Origin of the sequence: Methylorubrum sp. POS3 (assembly GCF_043352485.1) — a bacterium.
GTDB lineage: Bacteria > Pseudomonadota > Alphaproteobacteria > Rhizobiales > Beijerinckiaceae > Methylobacterium > Methylobacterium suomiense.
Window position 1 is genome coordinate 3,402,192 of sequence record NZ_JAPRBT010000001.1, and the last position, 14,376, is coordinate 3,416,567.

Genomic DNA, 14,376 nt, shown 5'->3' on the forward strand with positions numbered 1-14,376 from the left:
GCTGAATGCCTGCTGTGCAGGAGACCATCGATCGCGTTCGTTCGATCGACATTGACCAGTACAAGTACGGGTTCGAGACCGTCATCGAGATGGAGAAGTCCGAGAAGGGCATCTCCGAGGACGTGATCCGCTTCATCTCGGCGCGTAAAAACGAGCCCGAATGGATGCTCGAATGGCGCCTCGACGCCTACAAGCGCTGGCTCACCATGAAGGAGCCGGAGTGGGCGCGCGTGGAATACGACCGCGTCGACTATAACGACATCTATTATTACGCCGCGCCGAAGCGGAAGGGGCCGGAATCGCTCGACGAGATCGATCCCGAGATCCTCAAGACCTACGAGAAGCTCGGCATCCCCCTGCGCGAGGTCGAGGCCCTGGAGGGCATCGCCCCCGAGCGCCGGGTCGCGGTCGATGCGGTGTTCGATTCGGTCTCGGTGGCGACCACCTTCAAAAAGGAACTCGAGAAGGCCGGCGTGATCTTCATGCCGATCTCCGAGGCCATCCGCGAGTATCCCGATCTCGTGAAGAAGTATCTCGGCTCGGTCGTGCCGGTGACCGACAACTTCTTCGCCACCCTGAACTCCGCCGTGTTCTCGGACGGTTCGTTCGTCTACATCCCGCCGGGCGTGCGCTGCCCGATGGAGCTGTCGACCTACTTCCGCATCAATGAGCGCGACACGGGGCAGTTCGAGCGCACCCTCATCATCGCGGACAAGGGCTCCTACGTCTCGTATCTGGAGGGCTGCACCGCCCCGAAGCGCGACGACAACCAGCTCCACGCCGCCGTGGTCGAGCTGGTCGCCCTGGAGGATGCCGAGATCAAGTACTCGACCGTCCAGAACTGGTACCCCGGCGACAACGAGGGCAAGGGCGGCATCTACAACTTCGTGACGAAGCGCGGCGATTGCCGCGGCGCCCGCTCGAAGATCTCGTGGACGCAGGTCGAGACCGGCTCGGCGATCACCTGGAAATACCCGTCCTGCATCCTTCGGGGTGACGATTCCCGCGGAGAGTTCTACTCGATCGCGGTGTCGAACGGGATGCAGCAGGTCGATTCCGGCACCAAGATGATCCATCTGGGCAAGAACACCACCAGCCGGATCATCTCCAAGGGCATCTCGGCCGGGCGTTCGCAGAACACCTATCGCGGGCTCGTCTCGGCCCACAAGAAGGCCAAGGGCGCGCGCAACTTCACCAATTGCGACAGCTTGCTGATCGGCGACCAGTGCGGGGCGCACACCGTGCCCTACATCGAGTCGAAGAACGCGTCCGCCGTCTTCGAGCACGAGGCCACCACCTCGAAGATCTCCGAGGACCAGAAGTTCTACTGCCAGCAGCGCGGCCTCTCCGAGGAGGAGGCGACCGCGCTCATCGTCAACGGCTTCGTCCGCGACGTGCTGCAGCAGCTTCCGATGGAGTTCGCGGTGGAGGCCCAGAAGCTGATCTCGATCAGCCTCGAAGGCTCGGTGGGATGAGACGGACGCCGGCTGCCGCGATGCTGGTCGTGGCAGCCGCCGCGTCGGCTGGTCGGGCGCAGGCTTGCGATTGCCCCTTTCCTCTCCGTCTCAAGACGGACGAGGAAAGGCGGGCCTATCGCCTCGACCAAGCGGAGATCGTCGCGACCCTTCGTGTCGATCGCGTCGAGATTCCGGATGCCAGGCGCGGCGAGCCGGAGGTTTTCGGCGACGCAATGGTGGTCAAGACGATCAAGGGCAAACTGGATCGCAAAATCCGAATTCAGACCTCAGGTGGCAATGAGGGGGGGAATTGCGGTCTCGGCACTTCTCTCTTTCAGGCGGCGTCTCAGCGAAGGTTGCTGACCGTTGCGCTCACCAAGGCGCCCCAAACGAGGAATACGTTCTGGATCGGGAGCTGTGGATACTTTGAGCTCGATGAGTTTTACAGCGCAGCTGATAAATAGTCATCGAGCGAACTGAACATCGAATATGGACGTGAACTGACATGCTGGAAATCAAGAACCTCGTCGTACAGATCGAGGACAACCGCATCCTCAACGGCCTGAACCTCACCGTGAACGACGGCGAGGTCGCCGCGATCATGGGCCCGAACGGCTCCGGCAAGTCGACGCTCTCCTACGTCATCGCCGGCAAGGAGGACTACGAGGTCCTCGACGGCGAGATCCTGCTCGACGGGCAGAACGTGCTGGAGATGGCGGCCGACGAGCGCGCCGCCGCCGGCATCTTCCTGGCCTTCCAGTACCCGCTGGAAATCCCGGGCGTGGGCACGATGACCTTCCTCAAGGCCTGCCTCAACGCGCAGCGCAAGGCGCGCGGCGAGGACGAGCTGTCGACCCCCGAGTTCATTCGCGCGGTGAACGGCGCCGCCGACAAGCTCGAGATCAACAAGGAGATGCTCAAGCGCGCGCTCAACGTCGGCTTCTCCGGCGGCGAGAAGAAGCGCATGGAAATCCTGCAGATGGCGCTGCTGCAGCCGAAGTTCTGCGTGCTCGACGAGACCGATTCCGGCCTCGACATCGACGCGCTGCGCATCGTCTCCGAGGGCGTGAACGCGCTGCGGGCGCAAGGCCGCTCGTTCCTCGTCATCACCCACTATCAGCGGCTCCTCAACCACATCGTGCCCGACACCGTGCACGTCATGTCGAAGGGCCAGATCGTGAAGACCGGCGGCAAGGAGCTGGCGCTCGAACTCGAGGCCTCCGGCTACGCCGAGTACCGCACCAGCGAGGCGGCGTGATGGCCGACGTCACCAATCTCCGCTCCCCCGCCGAGGCCGGGCTGTCCAAGCTGTTCGAGTCCTCGCGCGCGGCGTTTGCCAGCGAGCAGGCCATCAGCCGCGAGGAGGCGTTCCGCTTCTTCGAGGCGACCGGCCTGCCGAGCCGCCGGGTCGAGGCGTTCAAGTACACGGACCTGCGCGCCGCCATCACCGAGGCCGCCCCGCCCGCCGAGGCCCCGTCCGAGGACGCCGCCAAGGCCGCGGTCGCCGGTGCCACGGGCTTCCGCGAGGTCGAGGCCGCGCGCCTCACCTTCGTCAACGGCCATCTCGTCGCCGCCCTGTCGGATCTCGACCGGTTGCCCGAGGGCGTGACCGTCACGCCGCTCAACGAGGCGATGGGGAAGGGCGATGCCCGCCTGAAGCTCCTCGCCCCCGTCGAGCAGGTGCGCGAGAATCCGGTCTATCAGCTCAACACCGCCTTCCTGGCGGACGGCGCGCTGATCTCGGTGGCCGCCGGCGCCAAGCCCGCGACACCGATCCATCTGCGCTTCGTCGGTACCGGCGCGACATCGTTCTCGACGGCGACCCGCGTGCTGGTCGATCTCGGCGCGGGCGCGGAGTTCTTCCTGCTGGAGAGCCATGAGGGGCCGTCCGGACTGATCTATCAGCCCAACGATGCCCTCGACGTGCACATCGGCGAGGAGGCTGCCTTCCGCCACAGCCGGATCAACCGGGAGGGCGACGCCGCCATCGCCCTGTCGACGCTCTCCGTGCGGCTCGACGCGCGGGCGCAGCTCGAGACGGTCAATCTCGTGACCGGCGCCAAGCTCTCGCGCCACCAGCTCTACCTGCACATCGCGGGCGAGGACGCCAACGCGGTCGTCAACGGCGCGGCGTTGCTGGGCGACGGGCAGCTCGCGGATTCGACCCTGCTGGCCGACCACGCGGCGACGGGCGGGGTGGGCCGCGAGATGTTCAAGACGGTGATCGACGGCGAAGCCACCGGCGTGTTCCAGGGCAAGATCATCGTTCGCCAGGTCGCGCAGCAGACCGACGGCAAGATGAAGTCCGATTGCCTGCTCCTCAAGGACGAGGGGCAGATGATGAACAAGCCGGAGCTGGAGATCTTCGCCGACGACGTCGCCTGCGGCCACGGCGCGACCTGCGGCGCGCCGGACGACGAGCTGCTGTTCTACCTCATGGCCCGCGGCCTGCCGCGCGCCACCGCCGAGAGCCTGCTGGTCCAGGCCTTCGTCGGCGAGGCGGTGGAGGCGGTGACCCACGAGGGTGCCCGCGAGGCGCTGATCGGCGGGATCGAGGCTTGGCTGAAGGCCAGAGGGTAGGGCACACCGCCTTCAACCCTCCCCCACGGATATCGGGCGCGCCCGATATCCGCATCCTGAATGCTCCAGTCGGGCAAGCCCGACGGGAGACGGGGGAGGGGTCACGCGCATCGCATGGGTCCAACCCTGAACCCTCGTCCGGAGATGCTGAGCGTCAGCTCAGCCTCGAAGGAGGGCTTCAGGGATCGCAGTGATATCTGGAGGGCTCGCCCAAAGCCTTCCGCTTCGCTCCGGCACCTCGGGATGAGGGAAGGAGCGGGATCGGCGGCACCTTGGCCGTCACGCTTCAAGGTCGAGACGATGAACGCACCCGTCCGCCCCACCCCCTACGACGTCGAGGCGATCCGTCGGGAATTCCCGATCCTCTCCGAGAAGGTCTACGGCAAACCGCTGGTCTATCTCGACAACGCGGCCTCTTCGCAGAAGCCCAAGGCGGTGATCGACGCCATGGTCTCGTGCATGCAGACCGGCTACGCCAACGTCCATCGCGGCCTGCATTACATGGCCAACGCGGCGACCGAGGGGTTCGAGGGCGCCCGCGAGACCACGCGCCAATTCCTCAACGCGGCCTCGACCGACGAGATCATCTTCACCCGCAACGCGACGGAGGCCTACAACCTCGTCGCGTCGTCGATGGGCCAGGCCGGGCTGATCGGGGAGGGGGACGAGATCATCCTCTCGATCATGGAGCACCACTCCAACATCGTCCCCTGGCACTTTCTGCGCGAGCGCAAGGGTGCCGTGATCAAGTGGGCGCCGGTGGACGACGAGGGCAACTTCCTGGTCGAAGAGTACGAAAAGCTCTTCACGCCGCGCACCAAGATGGTCGCGATCACCCACATGTCGAACGTGCTCGGCACGGTGACGCCGGCCGAGGAGATCGTGCGCATCGCCCACGCCCACGGCGTGCCGGTGCTGCTCGACGGCGCCCAGAGCGCCGTCCACCGCGCGGTCGACGTGCGGGCGCTCGACTGCGACTTCTTCGTGTTCACCGGCCACAAGGTCTACGGGCCGACCGGCATCGGCGTGCTCTACGGCAAGAAGGAATGGCTGGACCGGCTGCCGCCCTACCAGGGCGGCGGCGAGATGATCCGCACGGTGACCCAGGACGCGATCAGCTACAACGATCCGCCGCACCGCTTCGAGGCGGGCACGCCGGCGATCATCGAGGCGGTGGGGCTGGGCGCCGCGCTCGAATTCATGATGACGCTCGGGCGCGATCGGATCGAGGCGCACGAGGCGGCGCTGACGGCCTACGCGCAGGAGCGCCTCGGCGCGATGAATTCCCTGACGCTGATCGGCAAGGCCAAGGACAAGGGCGGCGTGATCGCCTTCGAGATGAAGGGCGCCCATGCCCACGACGTCGCCACCATCATCGACCGGCAGGGCGTGGCGGTGCGGGCGGGGACGCATTGCGCCATGCCGCTGCTGAACCGCTTCGGCGTCACCTCGACCTGTCGCGCCTCGTTCGGTCTGTATAATACGACCGACGAGATCGACGCCCTGGCCGCGGCGCTGACCAAGGCCGAGATGCTGTTCGCCTGATTTTATACTAGTCCGATCGCGGAAGCCGGCAGGGGCCGGCCTCCGCGGGCCGGAGGAGAGGTTGCGATGAGCGCAGACGATACGATCACCGGCGGCAACAACACCCCCGCCCTCGCGGCGGCCTCGGCGATCCCCGCGGAGGAGATCGACCGCCTGACCGACGACATCGTCGCCGCCCTCAAATCGGTCTACGACCCGGAGATTCCCGCCGACATCTACGAACTCGGCCTGATCTACCGCGTCCAGATCGAGGACGACCGGCGTGTGCTGATCGACATGACCCTGACCGCCCCGGGCTGCCCGGTGGCCGGCGAGATGCCGGGCTGGGTCGAGAACGCCGTCACGGCGGTGCCGGGCGTCCAGTCTTGTCAGGTCACGATGGTGTTCGATCCGCCGTGGGACCAGAGCCGGATGTCCGACGAGGCCCGCGTCGCGCTCGACATGTGGTAGCCCGTCACCGCGCCGGGCGGCCCGGCTCGAAGACAACGTCTTCGTAGATGTCGGCGAGCGTCAGACGCGCACCGATCGCCGGCAAGTCGATGACGGCATCCGGTGCCTCGAAGCTCTCTTCCAGCCATGCCTCACCCTCACGGCGGTAGAGTACGGTGCTGGAAAAGCGCGTCTCGACGAGGAGAATGTAGGCGAGGGTGGGGTGGCGCCTGTACTCGTCGAGCTTGCGGAACCGATCGATGTTCGTCGTCGAGGGCGACAGCACTTCGACGACGAGACGCGGCGAACGGTTCTCGTAAGTGTCGCGGATGAGTTCGCCGCATTCCACCGTCACGTCGGGCCGCCGGATCGTGGCGATGCTGGTGCGTAGCGCGACGTCGTCGGTCGTCGGGCGGCAGCCGGATCCGCGCAATTGCACGCCGAGGCTGACGATGATGTTCACGGTCGCGCGGTCGTGCTGAACGCTCGCGCCGGTCATCATCTTCACATGCGGTACCGGCACGCCGTCGACGAGTTCGTAGAGCCCGTCTTGGGCCGATTGCCATTCGAAGAACTCTTCCGGCGTCATCCGCCGCCGCGCAGGATCGGCCATCGCACCCTCCGTGACTGCGGAAGCATAGCACGCCGGAATGCGTGCGGCGCAGGGACCCTCCGGTGGACCCTTGCCCGCCGGATGCTTATCTTCCGATATGTTCGACCAACTCACCCGCCCGGGCCTTGAACCCGGCCGCAGGAGAGAGACAACCATGTCAGGTTTCAAGGTAATCTCGCTGACCGACCGCGCCGCGGATCGGATCAAGGCCATCATGGCTGATGCCGACCGGCCGATCGCGGGCCTGCGCGTCGGCGTGAAGAACGGCGGCTGCGCCGGCATGTCCTACACGATGGAATATGCCGAGGAGCGCAAGCCCGGCGAGGACATGATCGAGGATCGCGGCGTGACCGTCTTCATCGATCCCAAGGCGGTGCTGTTCCTGCTCGGCACCGAGATGGATTTCCAGACCAACAAGCTGTCGTCGCAGTTCGTGTTCAACAACCCGAACCAGACCTCCGCCTGCGGCTGCGGCGAGTCAGTGGCGATCACGCCCGTCACCCCGGACCGGGTCCCCGTCCCGGCCTGAGGCTGACGAAGCCCGCCGCGAATGCGGGCCGGGGTCCAGGATACGGGCGCGTCGCTCCGGATCCTCTCCGAGGCGACGACGCGACGGCTTCGAATGTGAGGCGGCTCGCCCGGATCAGGCCACGTTCGGCAGGGCGGCGGCTTGGATCTCGTCGATGGTCCGGTTGCGTCCGGCCCGCTTGGCCGCGAACAGGCAGGCATCGGCCCGTTCCAGCAGCGAGACCGCGTTGTCGTCCGGGCGCTGCTGGGCGACGCCGAGCGAGACCGTGACCTTGCCGAGCGATTCGCCGGTGGAGCGCTTGACCAGCTCCCGCCCGGTCACGCTGGTGCGCACCCGCTCGGCGATCTCGCGGGCGGTGGCCAGATCGACCTCCGGGAGGACGATGCCGAATTCCTCGCCGCCGAAGCGGGCGAGGGTCGCACCCTTCTGGCCGATATGCTCGCGCATCACGATGGCGACGAGGCGCAGCACCTGATCGCCGGTCAGGTGGCCGTAGAGGTCGTTGAAGCGCTTGAAATAGTCGATGTCGAGCACGATCAGGCTCGACGGCCGGTGGCTCGCCCCCGCATCGATCTCCCGGCGCAGGCCCTCTTCGAAGCTCTTGCGATTTCCCAGCCCCGTCAGCGGATCGGTCAGGCTCTCGAGCCGTGTCGCCTCGAGCGTCTCGCGCAGGGTCTCGATCTCGTTGCGGCTCTCGCGCATGCGGGCTTCGAGGGTGCGGTTGTTCGCCGTCACGTCGCGGGTGTTGGCGATGATCGTGGAGACCACCTCCCTGAGCCGCGTCCGACTGGTCGCGGCGTTGGCGATGTCGTGGGTGAAGGCCTGGAGCGACTCGCCGTACTGGGCCGTGGAGCGGACCGACACGTCGATCATCTCCATGATGCCCTCGACCTCGGCGATGAGGGTCGAGTTCACCCGGTCCATCTCGAGCGCGAGGCGGCGCCCGTCGATATAGGTATCGTGGAGCTGGTCGATATCGGCGCTGGTCAGCGTGCCGTTCTGCGTGGTCAGGCGCTTGATCGCGTCGTTCATGAGCGGCTGGCTGCCGGCCACGTAGGTGTACCAGACCGCGTAGGCGCGCGGGGTCGCGCAGGTGCAGTAGTCGCGCATCAGCTCGAAGCTGCGCTGCGCCAGAGCGAGGCTGCGCTCACGGTCGAGGTCGGGGCTCATCCGGCGATTTCCGCTCCTCCGGACGAGGATCGTCCTGCCCAGAGTATCGCTCGGCGATCCTCGCCAGGACGTTAAGGCCCCCCAGGAATCCGGGGCCGGGATGCGATCCCGGACCGGCCCAGCCCCTTCCCCGCGGTGGCCGGGATCAGTCCTTGCTCTTGCGGGGAGCGGTCGGCTTCAGCAGGAAGGCGGGCACGTGGGAGCCCAGACCGACCGGCGTATCGTCGTCCTCGTCGCGGTGACGGCCGCGCGGCTCGTTTCGACCGCGGGGCTCGTTCGCGCGGCGGGGCTCCCGGACAGGGGCGACGGGCTCGGCCTCCCGGCGCGGTTCTGCCTCGCGACGCGGCTCCTCGGAGCGGGTGCGCTCGCCGCCGGCGCGGCGGCCGGAGCGCCCGCGGCCCTCCGAACGCGCGCCTTCGGCCCTGGCACCGTCCCGCTCGGGGGAGCCCCGGTCCGAGGAACTCCTGTCCGACGATCCCTTGGCGCCGCGCCGGGCACCGCGGCGGCGGCGCGGCTCGGACTCGTCCTCGCTCGCCTCGGGAAGGCTCGCGAGGTCGCCGTCGAGCCACGCGATCGGCTGGCCGATCAGGGATTCGATCGCCGAGAGCGAGCGCTCGTCGGAGCGGCTCGCCAGGGTGAAGGCGTGGCCGGAGCGGCCGGCCCGTCCGGTGCGGCCGATGCGGTGGACGTAATCCTCCGGGTGATGCGGCACGTCGAAGTTGAAGACGTGGCTCACCGCCGGGATGTCGAGGCCGCGGGCGGCGACGTCGGAGGCCACGAGCAGGGGCACCTCGCCGCTGCGGAAGCCGTCGAGGGCGGCCATGCGGGCCCGCTGGTCCATGTCACCGTGGAGCGCGGCGGCGTTGAAGCCGTGATTGGCCAGCGACTTCTGCAGCTGCGCCACGTCGCGCTTGCGGTTGCAGAAAATGATGCCGTTCTGGAGCTCGTCCGCCGCGCGGATGAGCTGGCGCAGCACCTTCCGCTTCTCGTGACCCTCGGCGCCGGTCGCCACGAGGCGCTGCTCGATGGTGGTCGCGGCCGAGGCCGGGCGGCTGACCTCGACCCGCTGCGGGTTCGACAGGAACATGTCGGCCAGCCGCTCGATCTCCGGCGGCATGGTCGCGGAGAAGAACAGGGTCTGGCGCGTGAACGGCACCATCTTCACGATGCGCTCGATGTCGGGGATGAAGCCCATGTCGAGCATGCGGTCGGCCTCGTCGATGACGAGGAGCTCGACGCCGGTGAGCAGCAGCTTGCCGCGCTCGAAATGGTCGAGCAGCCGGCCCGGCGTGGCGATCAGCACGTCGGTGCCGCGGGTGAGCTTGGCATCCTGGTCGGCGAAGGAGACGCCGCCGATGATGAGCGCGACGTTGAGCTTGTGGTTGGTGCCGTAGCGCTCGAAATTCTCCTCGACCTGAGCGGCGAGTTCGCGGGTCGGCTCCAGGATGAGCGTGCGCGGCATGCGGGCGCGGGCGCGGCCCGATTCCAGCATGGTCAGCATCGGCAGGGTGAAGGCCGCGGTCTTGCCGGTGCCGGTTTGGGCGATGCCGAGAACGTCGCGGCGGGCCAGCACGTGCGGGATCGCCTGGGCCTGGATCGGCGTCGGCTCGGTATAGCCGGCGGCGGTGACGGCCTGGAGGACCTTGTCGCTCAGTCCGAGATCGGCAAAAGACATCTGGGGCAGGGAACCATCGCGCTTGGGATCGGCCGGTCGGTAGGGGCCGGGCGCGTTCCGCCGGTCCTCGCGGTGCCGTCGCGCAAGCCGTCGTCGCGCATCCCGACGCGCGCGACACTTAGAGGGCCGTGCGGGCTTGTCAATCGATGGTACGGCCGATGGGCGATGCGAGCCCCGTCCGCACCGCGCGGGCACGGTTGCAGCCAGGACATCCGAACAGGGCCGGGAGGCGTCCGCTCTCAGCGACCGCGCAGCAGGCAGGGGTCGAGGGCGGTCGTTCGCGCCGACGGACCGATCGAGCCCGTCACGACCGGATCGGTGTCGAGGGACGCGATGCGCGCGGCGCCGGGTTCGACCGAGCGGGCGACGTAATGGCCGAGCCCCACGGCGGCGAGGCCTGCGGCCACGGTCACCTTGAGGGTCCAGGACAGGAGGCCGCGGGTCGGGTGCGGGCCGGTGTCGAGAGGCATGGCGGCAGAGATCCGGGCCTGTTCGCGGGCCCTGACAGGACCCCGGCTCCAGCCTGCCCGAACAGGGTTAACGGCGCCTTCACCAAGCCGCGCCCGGCGGGGTGAGCGGAGGATGCGAGACCGTCGTCCGCGCCGAAGCTATAGAAGGTCTTGTTAACCACGTTTGCGACTTGAAAGGCGATCAAGTCTTGACTTGTTCTTCGAGCGATCGCGAGCGAGACCAGATGTGCGGAACGACACATCGAGCCGGAGCCAATGCAAACGGGCGCGTAAGCTTCATGTTTCGTTGACGGGTTCGGCCTAATTGCTTCGTTCATCGCAGGAGGGCGACGACATCCGGGGAAGGCCCCCGGCACTCACCAGGCCAGGATGCAGGCCATAACACCCGGAGCGCGCTGCGTGCCGGCTCCCGCCAAACCCAGGAACCCGACCCCATGAAGACCCTTCTTCTCGCCTCGACCGCTCTCGTGGCCGGCACCATCGCCGCCTCGGCCGCCGACCTCCCCCGCCGCGCCGCCCCGCCGCCGGTGTTCCAGCCGGTTCCCGTGTTCACCTGGACCGGCTTCTACGCCGGTTTCAACGCGGGCTACGGCTTCGGCACCAACGACAACCGCACCGGCGCGACCGTCCTCGGCCTCAACGGCGCCTCGCTGCTCGTGCCGGCCGGCACCACCGCCGTCGTCGCCTTCAACAACAACCGCACCAACGAGGGCTTCGTCGGCGGCGGTCAGATCGGCTACAACTATCAGTTCACGCCGGGCTCCGGCTTCGTCGTCGGTGTCGAGGCCGATGCCCAGTACGCCGATTTCGGCCGTGAGCGGAACCGCTTCCAGGTCATCAGCAGCAACGGCGTCAACGCCCTCGCCGCTCAGCAGGTGTTCAACCCGGCGGGCATCGCCGGCCTCGACTACTTCGGCACCGTGCGCGGCCGCCTCGGCTACGCCTTCGACCGCACCCTCGTCTACGGCACCGGCGGCTTCGCCTATGGCGGCGGCGGCGGCCGGGACTTCGGCACCGGCGTGTCGAGCAACGACTTCCAGACCGGCTGGGCCGCCGGCGGCGGCGTCGAGTACGCCCTGCCGACCGACAGCTTCCTGAACTTCTTCCGCTCGTCGGCCGTCACGCTGAAGGTCGAAGGCCTGTACGTGAACCTCGACAAGGGCTCGGCCCGCAACGGCGCCTTCGCCGTCGACAACGCCGGCCGCACCGTCACCGTGAACAGCCCCGGCGTCCTGCTCGTCAGCGGCGGCCGCGAGGTTCGCGAGAGCGAGTTCGCCGTCGTCCGCGCCGGCATCAACTACAAGTTCGGCTCGTACTGAGACCGCACCCGGTCGGACGTCGAGACGTCCCGACACCTTCCCAGCGTCGATGGCTCACCCGAGCCGTCGGCCCCCTCGGAGCCCGGCGCCCCCGCGTCGGGCTCTTTTTTGTCCTGCCCGACCCGCCGCCTCGCGTCGGAGGTGGCCCGCACGGGCCCGATCTTCATGCCCGGTTTACCATACCGGCCGATGCTGCCGGCCCGGAGGCTCGGAGTGGGCCCGCCGGATCCGAAACGCCAGGGCAGGGCCGTGCCGCCGCATGAGACAGGACCGGGGCTTCGATCGGCGGTCGCGTTCGCGGGTGGCCCGGATGGGCGGGCAGGTCTGCGCGCCGGCGCTCTTTGCTGTCGCGCTGCTCTCGGCTATGCCCGCCGCTGTCCGTGCGGAGGGACCGCTCTACCTGCGGATTCGTCCCAACCCGGTCCCCGCGGCGACAGCCGTGGCAGGATCGGGGAAAGAGCGTGAATCCGGGCGTGAAGCCGGGCGCGAAACCGTCTGGGAGCGCGCCGACCGGCGTGCCCGCCTCGCGATCGCCTCGGTCTGTACCGGATGTCTCGACACGCGCATCGTCGGGCGTCCGGCGGAGGCGCCGGTTCCGGTCGTGCGTGCGTCCCGTTCCCCGAATGCGGCGATGGCCGCGGCGGAGGACACCGTCCCGTTGACACCCCTTTGGTCCAACCCACCGCCAGCAGGTGATCCATGAGCCAGGCCCACCCGACCACCGGCGCGACCGTCGATCCGGAATGCCCGGTCTCCCTCGAATTGCTCGGGGAGGTCTATCGCGCCGACGATTACGACCTGCCCTACATCCTGGAGAAGATCCCGGAGCTGACCCGGGCGCGGCTCGCCGCCTATCTCTACGGCAAGAGCCACATGCATCAGCTCGGCCTCAAGGTGGCCCGTGCCTGCGAGCGGGACGACCTGATCCGCGCGGCCGGCGAGATCGGCTCGGTGATCCATGGGCAGTCGCGTCTGAAGCCCGCCCCGGCCACCCCGGAACCCGCCGCCGTTCCCAGCCGGGGGCGGCCGGCGCCGGCTCCGAAGAAGATCAGCCTCGGCGGCTCGGCCGCCAAGGGCCGCAGCTTCGACTGACCCGGGGGCCACCCGGCCCAGGAGCCCGCCTTCAGCCACGCGGCGCACGAAGCCGGACCGACTTCTCGACGGTCCGTGCGGCTCGGCCCAAGAGCGTGTATCGACCGCTTGTATCGAGGCGCCTCCCGACGGGTCGGAACCCGGCCGTCGAGCGGCGCCGTGGGAGCACAGACATGTTCGGACCGTGGTGGAAGCTCGGGGTCGACACGACCCTGCTGGCCTTCGAGGCGCAGGCGGTGATCGGCCTGCGCCTCGCCAAACTCGCGGCCGGCGGCAGCGCCGCCCAGGTCGAGGCGCAGCGCATGGTCAGCGAGAAGATCTTCGCGGCCGGCGAGGCGGCGATGCAGATCGCCACCGGCGCCTCCACCGGGGCGGTGGTCGCCGGCTATCGCCGCAAGGTGCGGGCGAACCACCGCCGGCTCTCGCGCGCTCCCAAGGCGAGCCCCAAGACGGGCTCCAAACGGTGACGGGGCGGGGGCGGTTAACCGCCCTTTAACCATGGCCTCCCATCGTTCGGGCTCACGCCGGACGACCATCAGGAGGCTTCATGCCGTTGTGCGAGCACCAGGTGCGCGAGCGCGCCTACTACATCTGGGAAGACGAGGGCCGGGGCTTCGGCCGGGCCGAAATCCATTGGCTTCAGGCCGAGGCGGAGCTGCGCCGGGGCGCCGAGGCGGGCGTCGCGCATGCGGCCGAGGCCGTCCCGGTGAAGGCGGCCAAGGCGCCGGCGAAGCCCCGCGCTGCCAAGCCGGCCGTACGGACGCCGGCCGAGGCCCTCGCGGGCGTCACCGAGGCGGCCAAGTCGCCCGCCGCCCGGGCCGCCGTAAAGCCGGTCAAGGTCGCGCGCAAGGCCGCCGAGACCAGCGTCGATCAGGCGCCGGCCAAGGTTGCGGCCAAAACCACCAAGGCTGCTGCCAAGCCCGCCTCGAAATCGGCGCCGAAGGCCGCCTCCCGGGCCAAGCCGCGCGCCGCCGCCGAGGGCGCGTCCCTGCACTGAGATCGGCCCTGTCGGGATACGGTGCGAGAGCCCGCCGCCCCCGGGGTCGGCGGGCTTCGCCGTTTCAGGGGCATGCGGGTCGGGCAAGGGGTTGGGAAGTGGTCGGGAAGGGGGCGGGCAAGCGGGCGGGAACGCCGGGCAGGCTCGGCCGTTGGATCCTCGCTGCCTGACTCGGGCGGGGTTTCGCGAGAGGGTGCCATGCGCGCGTTGACGACCGGTTTGCTGGCGGCTCTCGGGGCAACCCTCGGAATCACCCTGTCCGCGGGCGCGGCCGAAGCGGGGCCGCGGCGCGAGGCGGTCTTCGAGGGGCCGGCCGTGCCGGCGGCGAGCGGGCGGGCGCCGTGGAACACCCCGTGGGAATACGATACGGGCAGCGACAACGACCGGCGCCCCGAGCTTCCCTATTACCAGCAGGGCCGCGGCCAGCAGACCGGCGGCCCGGCCCGCAACCTGCTGCCGGATGACGGCGTCCACCTGTTTCCGCGATAGGGGCGGGGCCA

At 68.6% G+C, this 14,376-nt stretch carries 16 protein-coding genes; 12 read left to right on the top strand and 4 right to left on the bottom strand.

The genetic code is table 11. The features are described from left to right. Nucleotides 1-5 precede the first annotated feature (5 nt). From sufB to OWC43_RS15740, 6 genes are all read left to right on the top strand, one after another. Nucleotides 6-1,475 carry a Fe-S cluster assembly protein SufB gene (sufB, locus tag OWC43_RS15715; RefSeq protein WP_137830921.1) on the top strand — a complete coding sequence of 490 codons (1,470 nt, stop codon included), beginning with the start codon at nucleotides 6-8 and terminating at the stop codon, nucleotides 1,473-1,475. Then, nucleotides 1,472-1,921 carry a hypothetical protein gene (locus OWC43_RS15720; protein ID WP_393957346.1) on the top strand — a complete coding sequence of 150 codons (450 nt, stop codon included), beginning with the start codon at nucleotides 1,472-1,474 and terminating at the stop codon, nucleotides 1,919-1,921. The genes sufB and OWC43_RS15720 overlap by 4 nt, the downstream gene beginning before the upstream one ends. A 41-nt stretch (nucleotides 1,922-1,962) precedes the next feature. Next, nucleotides 1,963-2,715 carry a Fe-S cluster assembly ATPase SufC gene (gene sufC, locus OWC43_RS15725; protein ID WP_137830923.1) on the top strand — a complete coding sequence of 251 codons (753 nt, stop codon included), beginning with the start codon at nucleotides 1,963-1,965 and terminating at the stop codon, nucleotides 2,713-2,715. Continuing rightward, entirely contained in the window at nucleotides 2,715-4,037 is a 1,323-nt protein-coding gene (locus tag OWC43_RS15730; RefSeq protein ID WP_393957348.1) for a SufD family Fe-S cluster assembly protein, read from the top strand. Before sufC ends, OWC43_RS15730 begins: the two co-directional genes overlap by 1 nt. A gap of 300 nt (nucleotides 4,038-4,337) precedes the next feature. After that, entirely contained in the window at nucleotides 4,338-5,582 is a 1,245-nt protein-coding gene (locus OWC43_RS15735; RefSeq protein ID WP_137830925.1) for a cysteine desulfurase, read from the top strand. Between the two features lie 66 nt (nucleotides 5,583-5,648). Beyond that, nucleotides 5,649-6,032 carry an SUF system Fe-S cluster assembly protein gene (locus tag OWC43_RS15740; RefSeq protein WP_137830926.1) on the top strand — a complete coding sequence of 128 codons (384 nt, stop codon included), beginning with the start codon at nucleotides 5,649-5,651 and terminating at the stop codon, nucleotides 6,030-6,032. Nucleotides 6,033-6,036: 4 nt separating this feature from the next. Here the strand turns inward: OWC43_RS15740 and OWC43_RS15745 are convergent, their stop codons facing one another. Beyond that, nucleotides 6,037-6,624 carry a Uma2 family endonuclease gene (locus OWC43_RS15745; RefSeq protein ID WP_137830927.1) on the bottom strand — a complete coding sequence of 196 codons (588 nt, stop codon included), beginning with the start codon at nucleotides 6,622-6,624 and terminating at the stop codon, nucleotides 6,037-6,039. Nucleotides 6,625-6,778: 154 nt separating this feature from the next. On the opposite strand from OWC43_RS15745, the gene OWC43_RS15750 reads away from it, so the two are divergent. Continuing rightward, a complete protein-coding gene (locus OWC43_RS15750; protein ID WP_393957349.1) occupies nucleotides 6,779-7,153 on the top strand; it encodes a HesB/IscA family protein in 375 nt (124 codons plus the stop codon). A gap of 114 nt (nucleotides 7,154-7,267) precedes the next feature. Here the strand turns inward: OWC43_RS15750 and OWC43_RS15755 are convergent, their stop codons facing one another. The 3 genes from OWC43_RS15755 to OWC43_RS15765 all read right to left on the bottom strand — a co-directional run bounded on the left by OWC43_RS15755 (nucleotide 7,268) and on the right by OWC43_RS15765 (nucleotide 10,468). After that, nucleotides 7,268-8,323, bottom strand: a complete 1,056-nt coding sequence (locus OWC43_RS15755) for a GGDEF domain-containing protein (RefSeq protein ID WP_137830929.1) — start codon at nucleotides 8,321-8,323, stop codon at nucleotides 7,268-7,270. A 145-nt stretch (nucleotides 8,324-8,468) separates the two neighbouring features. Further along, entirely contained in the window at nucleotides 8,469-9,998 is a 1,530-nt protein-coding gene (locus tag OWC43_RS15760; RefSeq protein ID WP_393957351.1) for a DEAD/DEAH box helicase, read from the bottom strand. A gap of 239 nt (nucleotides 9,999-10,237) precedes the next feature. Continuing rightward, the gene (locus tag OWC43_RS15765; protein WP_393957352.1) at nucleotides 10,238-10,468 is read right to left on the bottom strand and encodes a hypothetical protein; all 231 of its coding nucleotides are present in this window, start codon (nucleotides 10,466-10,468) and stop codon (nucleotides 10,238-10,240) included. 434 nt (nucleotides 10,469-10,902) lie between these two features. On the opposite strand from OWC43_RS15765, the gene OWC43_RS15770 reads away from it, so the two are divergent. The 5 genes from OWC43_RS15770 (at nucleotide 10,903) to OWC43_RS15790 (ending at nucleotide 14,365) form a co-directional block, all read left to right on the top strand. Further along, nucleotides 10,903-11,787 (top strand): outer membrane protein, encoded by an 885-nt coding sequence (locus OWC43_RS15770; RefSeq protein ID WP_137830932.1) that lies wholly within the window; start codon nucleotides 10,903-10,905, stop codon nucleotides 11,785-11,787. Between the two features lie 699 nt (nucleotides 11,788-12,486). Then, nucleotides 12,487-12,879, top strand: a complete 393-nt coding sequence (locus OWC43_RS15775; RefSeq protein WP_393957354.1) for a hypothetical protein — start codon at nucleotides 12,487-12,489, stop codon at nucleotides 12,877-12,879. Between the two features lie 173 nt (nucleotides 12,880-13,052). Then, entirely contained in the window at nucleotides 13,053-13,346 is a 294-nt protein-coding gene (locus OWC43_RS15780) for a hypothetical protein (RefSeq protein ID WP_137830934.1), read from the top strand. 80 nt (nucleotides 13,347-13,426) lie between these two features. After that, nucleotides 13,427-13,876, top strand: a complete 450-nt coding sequence (locus OWC43_RS15785) for a DUF2934 domain-containing protein (protein WP_137830935.1) — start codon at nucleotides 13,427-13,429, stop codon at nucleotides 13,874-13,876. 198 nt (nucleotides 13,877-14,074) lie between these two features. Continuing rightward, the gene (locus OWC43_RS15790) at nucleotides 14,075-14,365 is read left to right on the top strand and encodes a hypothetical protein (protein WP_393957355.1); all 291 of its coding nucleotides are present in this window, start codon (nucleotides 14,075-14,077) and stop codon (nucleotides 14,363-14,365) included. The last annotated feature ends 11 nt before the right edge of the window (nucleotides 14,366-14,376 follow it).

What these genes read in the sequence shown, in the direction of transcription:
- sufB (WP_137830921.1), top strand. Translation starts at nt 6, where the DNA reads ATGCCTGCTGTGCAGGAGACCATCGATCGCGTTCGTTCGATCGACATT.
- OWC43_RS15720 (WP_393957346.1), top strand. Translation starts at nt 1,472, where the DNA reads ATGAGACGGACGCCGGCTGCCGCGATGCTGGTCGTGGCAGCCGCCGCG.
- sufC (WP_137830923.1), top strand. Translation starts at nt 1,963, where the DNA reads ATGCTGGAAATCAAGAACCTCGTCGTACAGATCGAGGACAACCGCATC.
- OWC43_RS15730 (WP_393957348.1), top strand. Translation starts at nt 2,715, where the DNA reads ATGGCCGACGTCACCAATCTCCGCTCCCCCGCCGAGGCCGGGCTGTCC.
- OWC43_RS15735 (WP_137830925.1), top strand. Translation starts at nt 4,338, where the DNA reads ATGAACGCACCCGTCCGCCCCACCCCCTACGACGTCGAGGCGATCCGT.
- OWC43_RS15740 (WP_137830926.1), top strand. Translation starts at nt 5,649, where the DNA reads ATGAGCGCAGACGATACGATCACCGGCGGCAACAACACCCCCGCCCTC.
- OWC43_RS15745 (WP_137830927.1), bottom strand. Translation starts at nt 6,624, where the DNA reads ATGGCCGATCCTGCGCGGCGGCGGATGACGCCGGAAGAGTTCTTCGAA.
- OWC43_RS15750 (WP_393957349.1), top strand. Translation starts at nt 6,779, where the DNA reads ATGTCAGGTTTCAAGGTAATCTCGCTGACCGACCGCGCCGCGGATCGG.
- OWC43_RS15755 (WP_137830929.1), bottom strand. Translation starts at nt 8,323, where the DNA reads ATGAGCCCCGACCTCGACCGTGAGCGCAGCCTCGCTCTGGCGCAGCGC.
- OWC43_RS15760 (WP_393957351.1), bottom strand. Translation starts at nt 9,998, where the DNA reads ATGTCTTTTGCCGATCTCGGACTGAGCGACAAGGTCCTCCAGGCCGTC.
- OWC43_RS15765 (WP_393957352.1), bottom strand. Translation starts at nt 10,468, where the DNA reads ATGCCTCTCGACACCGGCCCGCACCCGACCCGCGGCCTCCTGTCCTGG.
- OWC43_RS15770 (WP_137830932.1), top strand. Translation starts at nt 10,903, where the DNA reads ATGAAGACCCTTCTTCTCGCCTCGACCGCTCTCGTGGCCGGCACCATC.
- OWC43_RS15775 (WP_393957354.1), top strand. Translation starts at nt 12,487, where the DNA reads ATGAGCCAGGCCCACCCGACCACCGGCGCGACCGTCGATCCGGAATGC.
- OWC43_RS15780 (WP_137830934.1), top strand. Translation starts at nt 13,053, where the DNA reads ATGTTCGGACCGTGGTGGAAGCTCGGGGTCGACACGACCCTGCTGGCC.
- OWC43_RS15785 (WP_137830935.1), top strand. Translation starts at nt 13,427, where the DNA reads ATGCCGTTGTGCGAGCACCAGGTGCGCGAGCGCGCCTACTACATCTGG.
- OWC43_RS15790 (WP_393957355.1), top strand. Translation starts at nt 14,075, where the DNA reads ATGCGCGCGTTGACGACCGGTTTGCTGGCGGCTCTCGGGGCAACCCTC.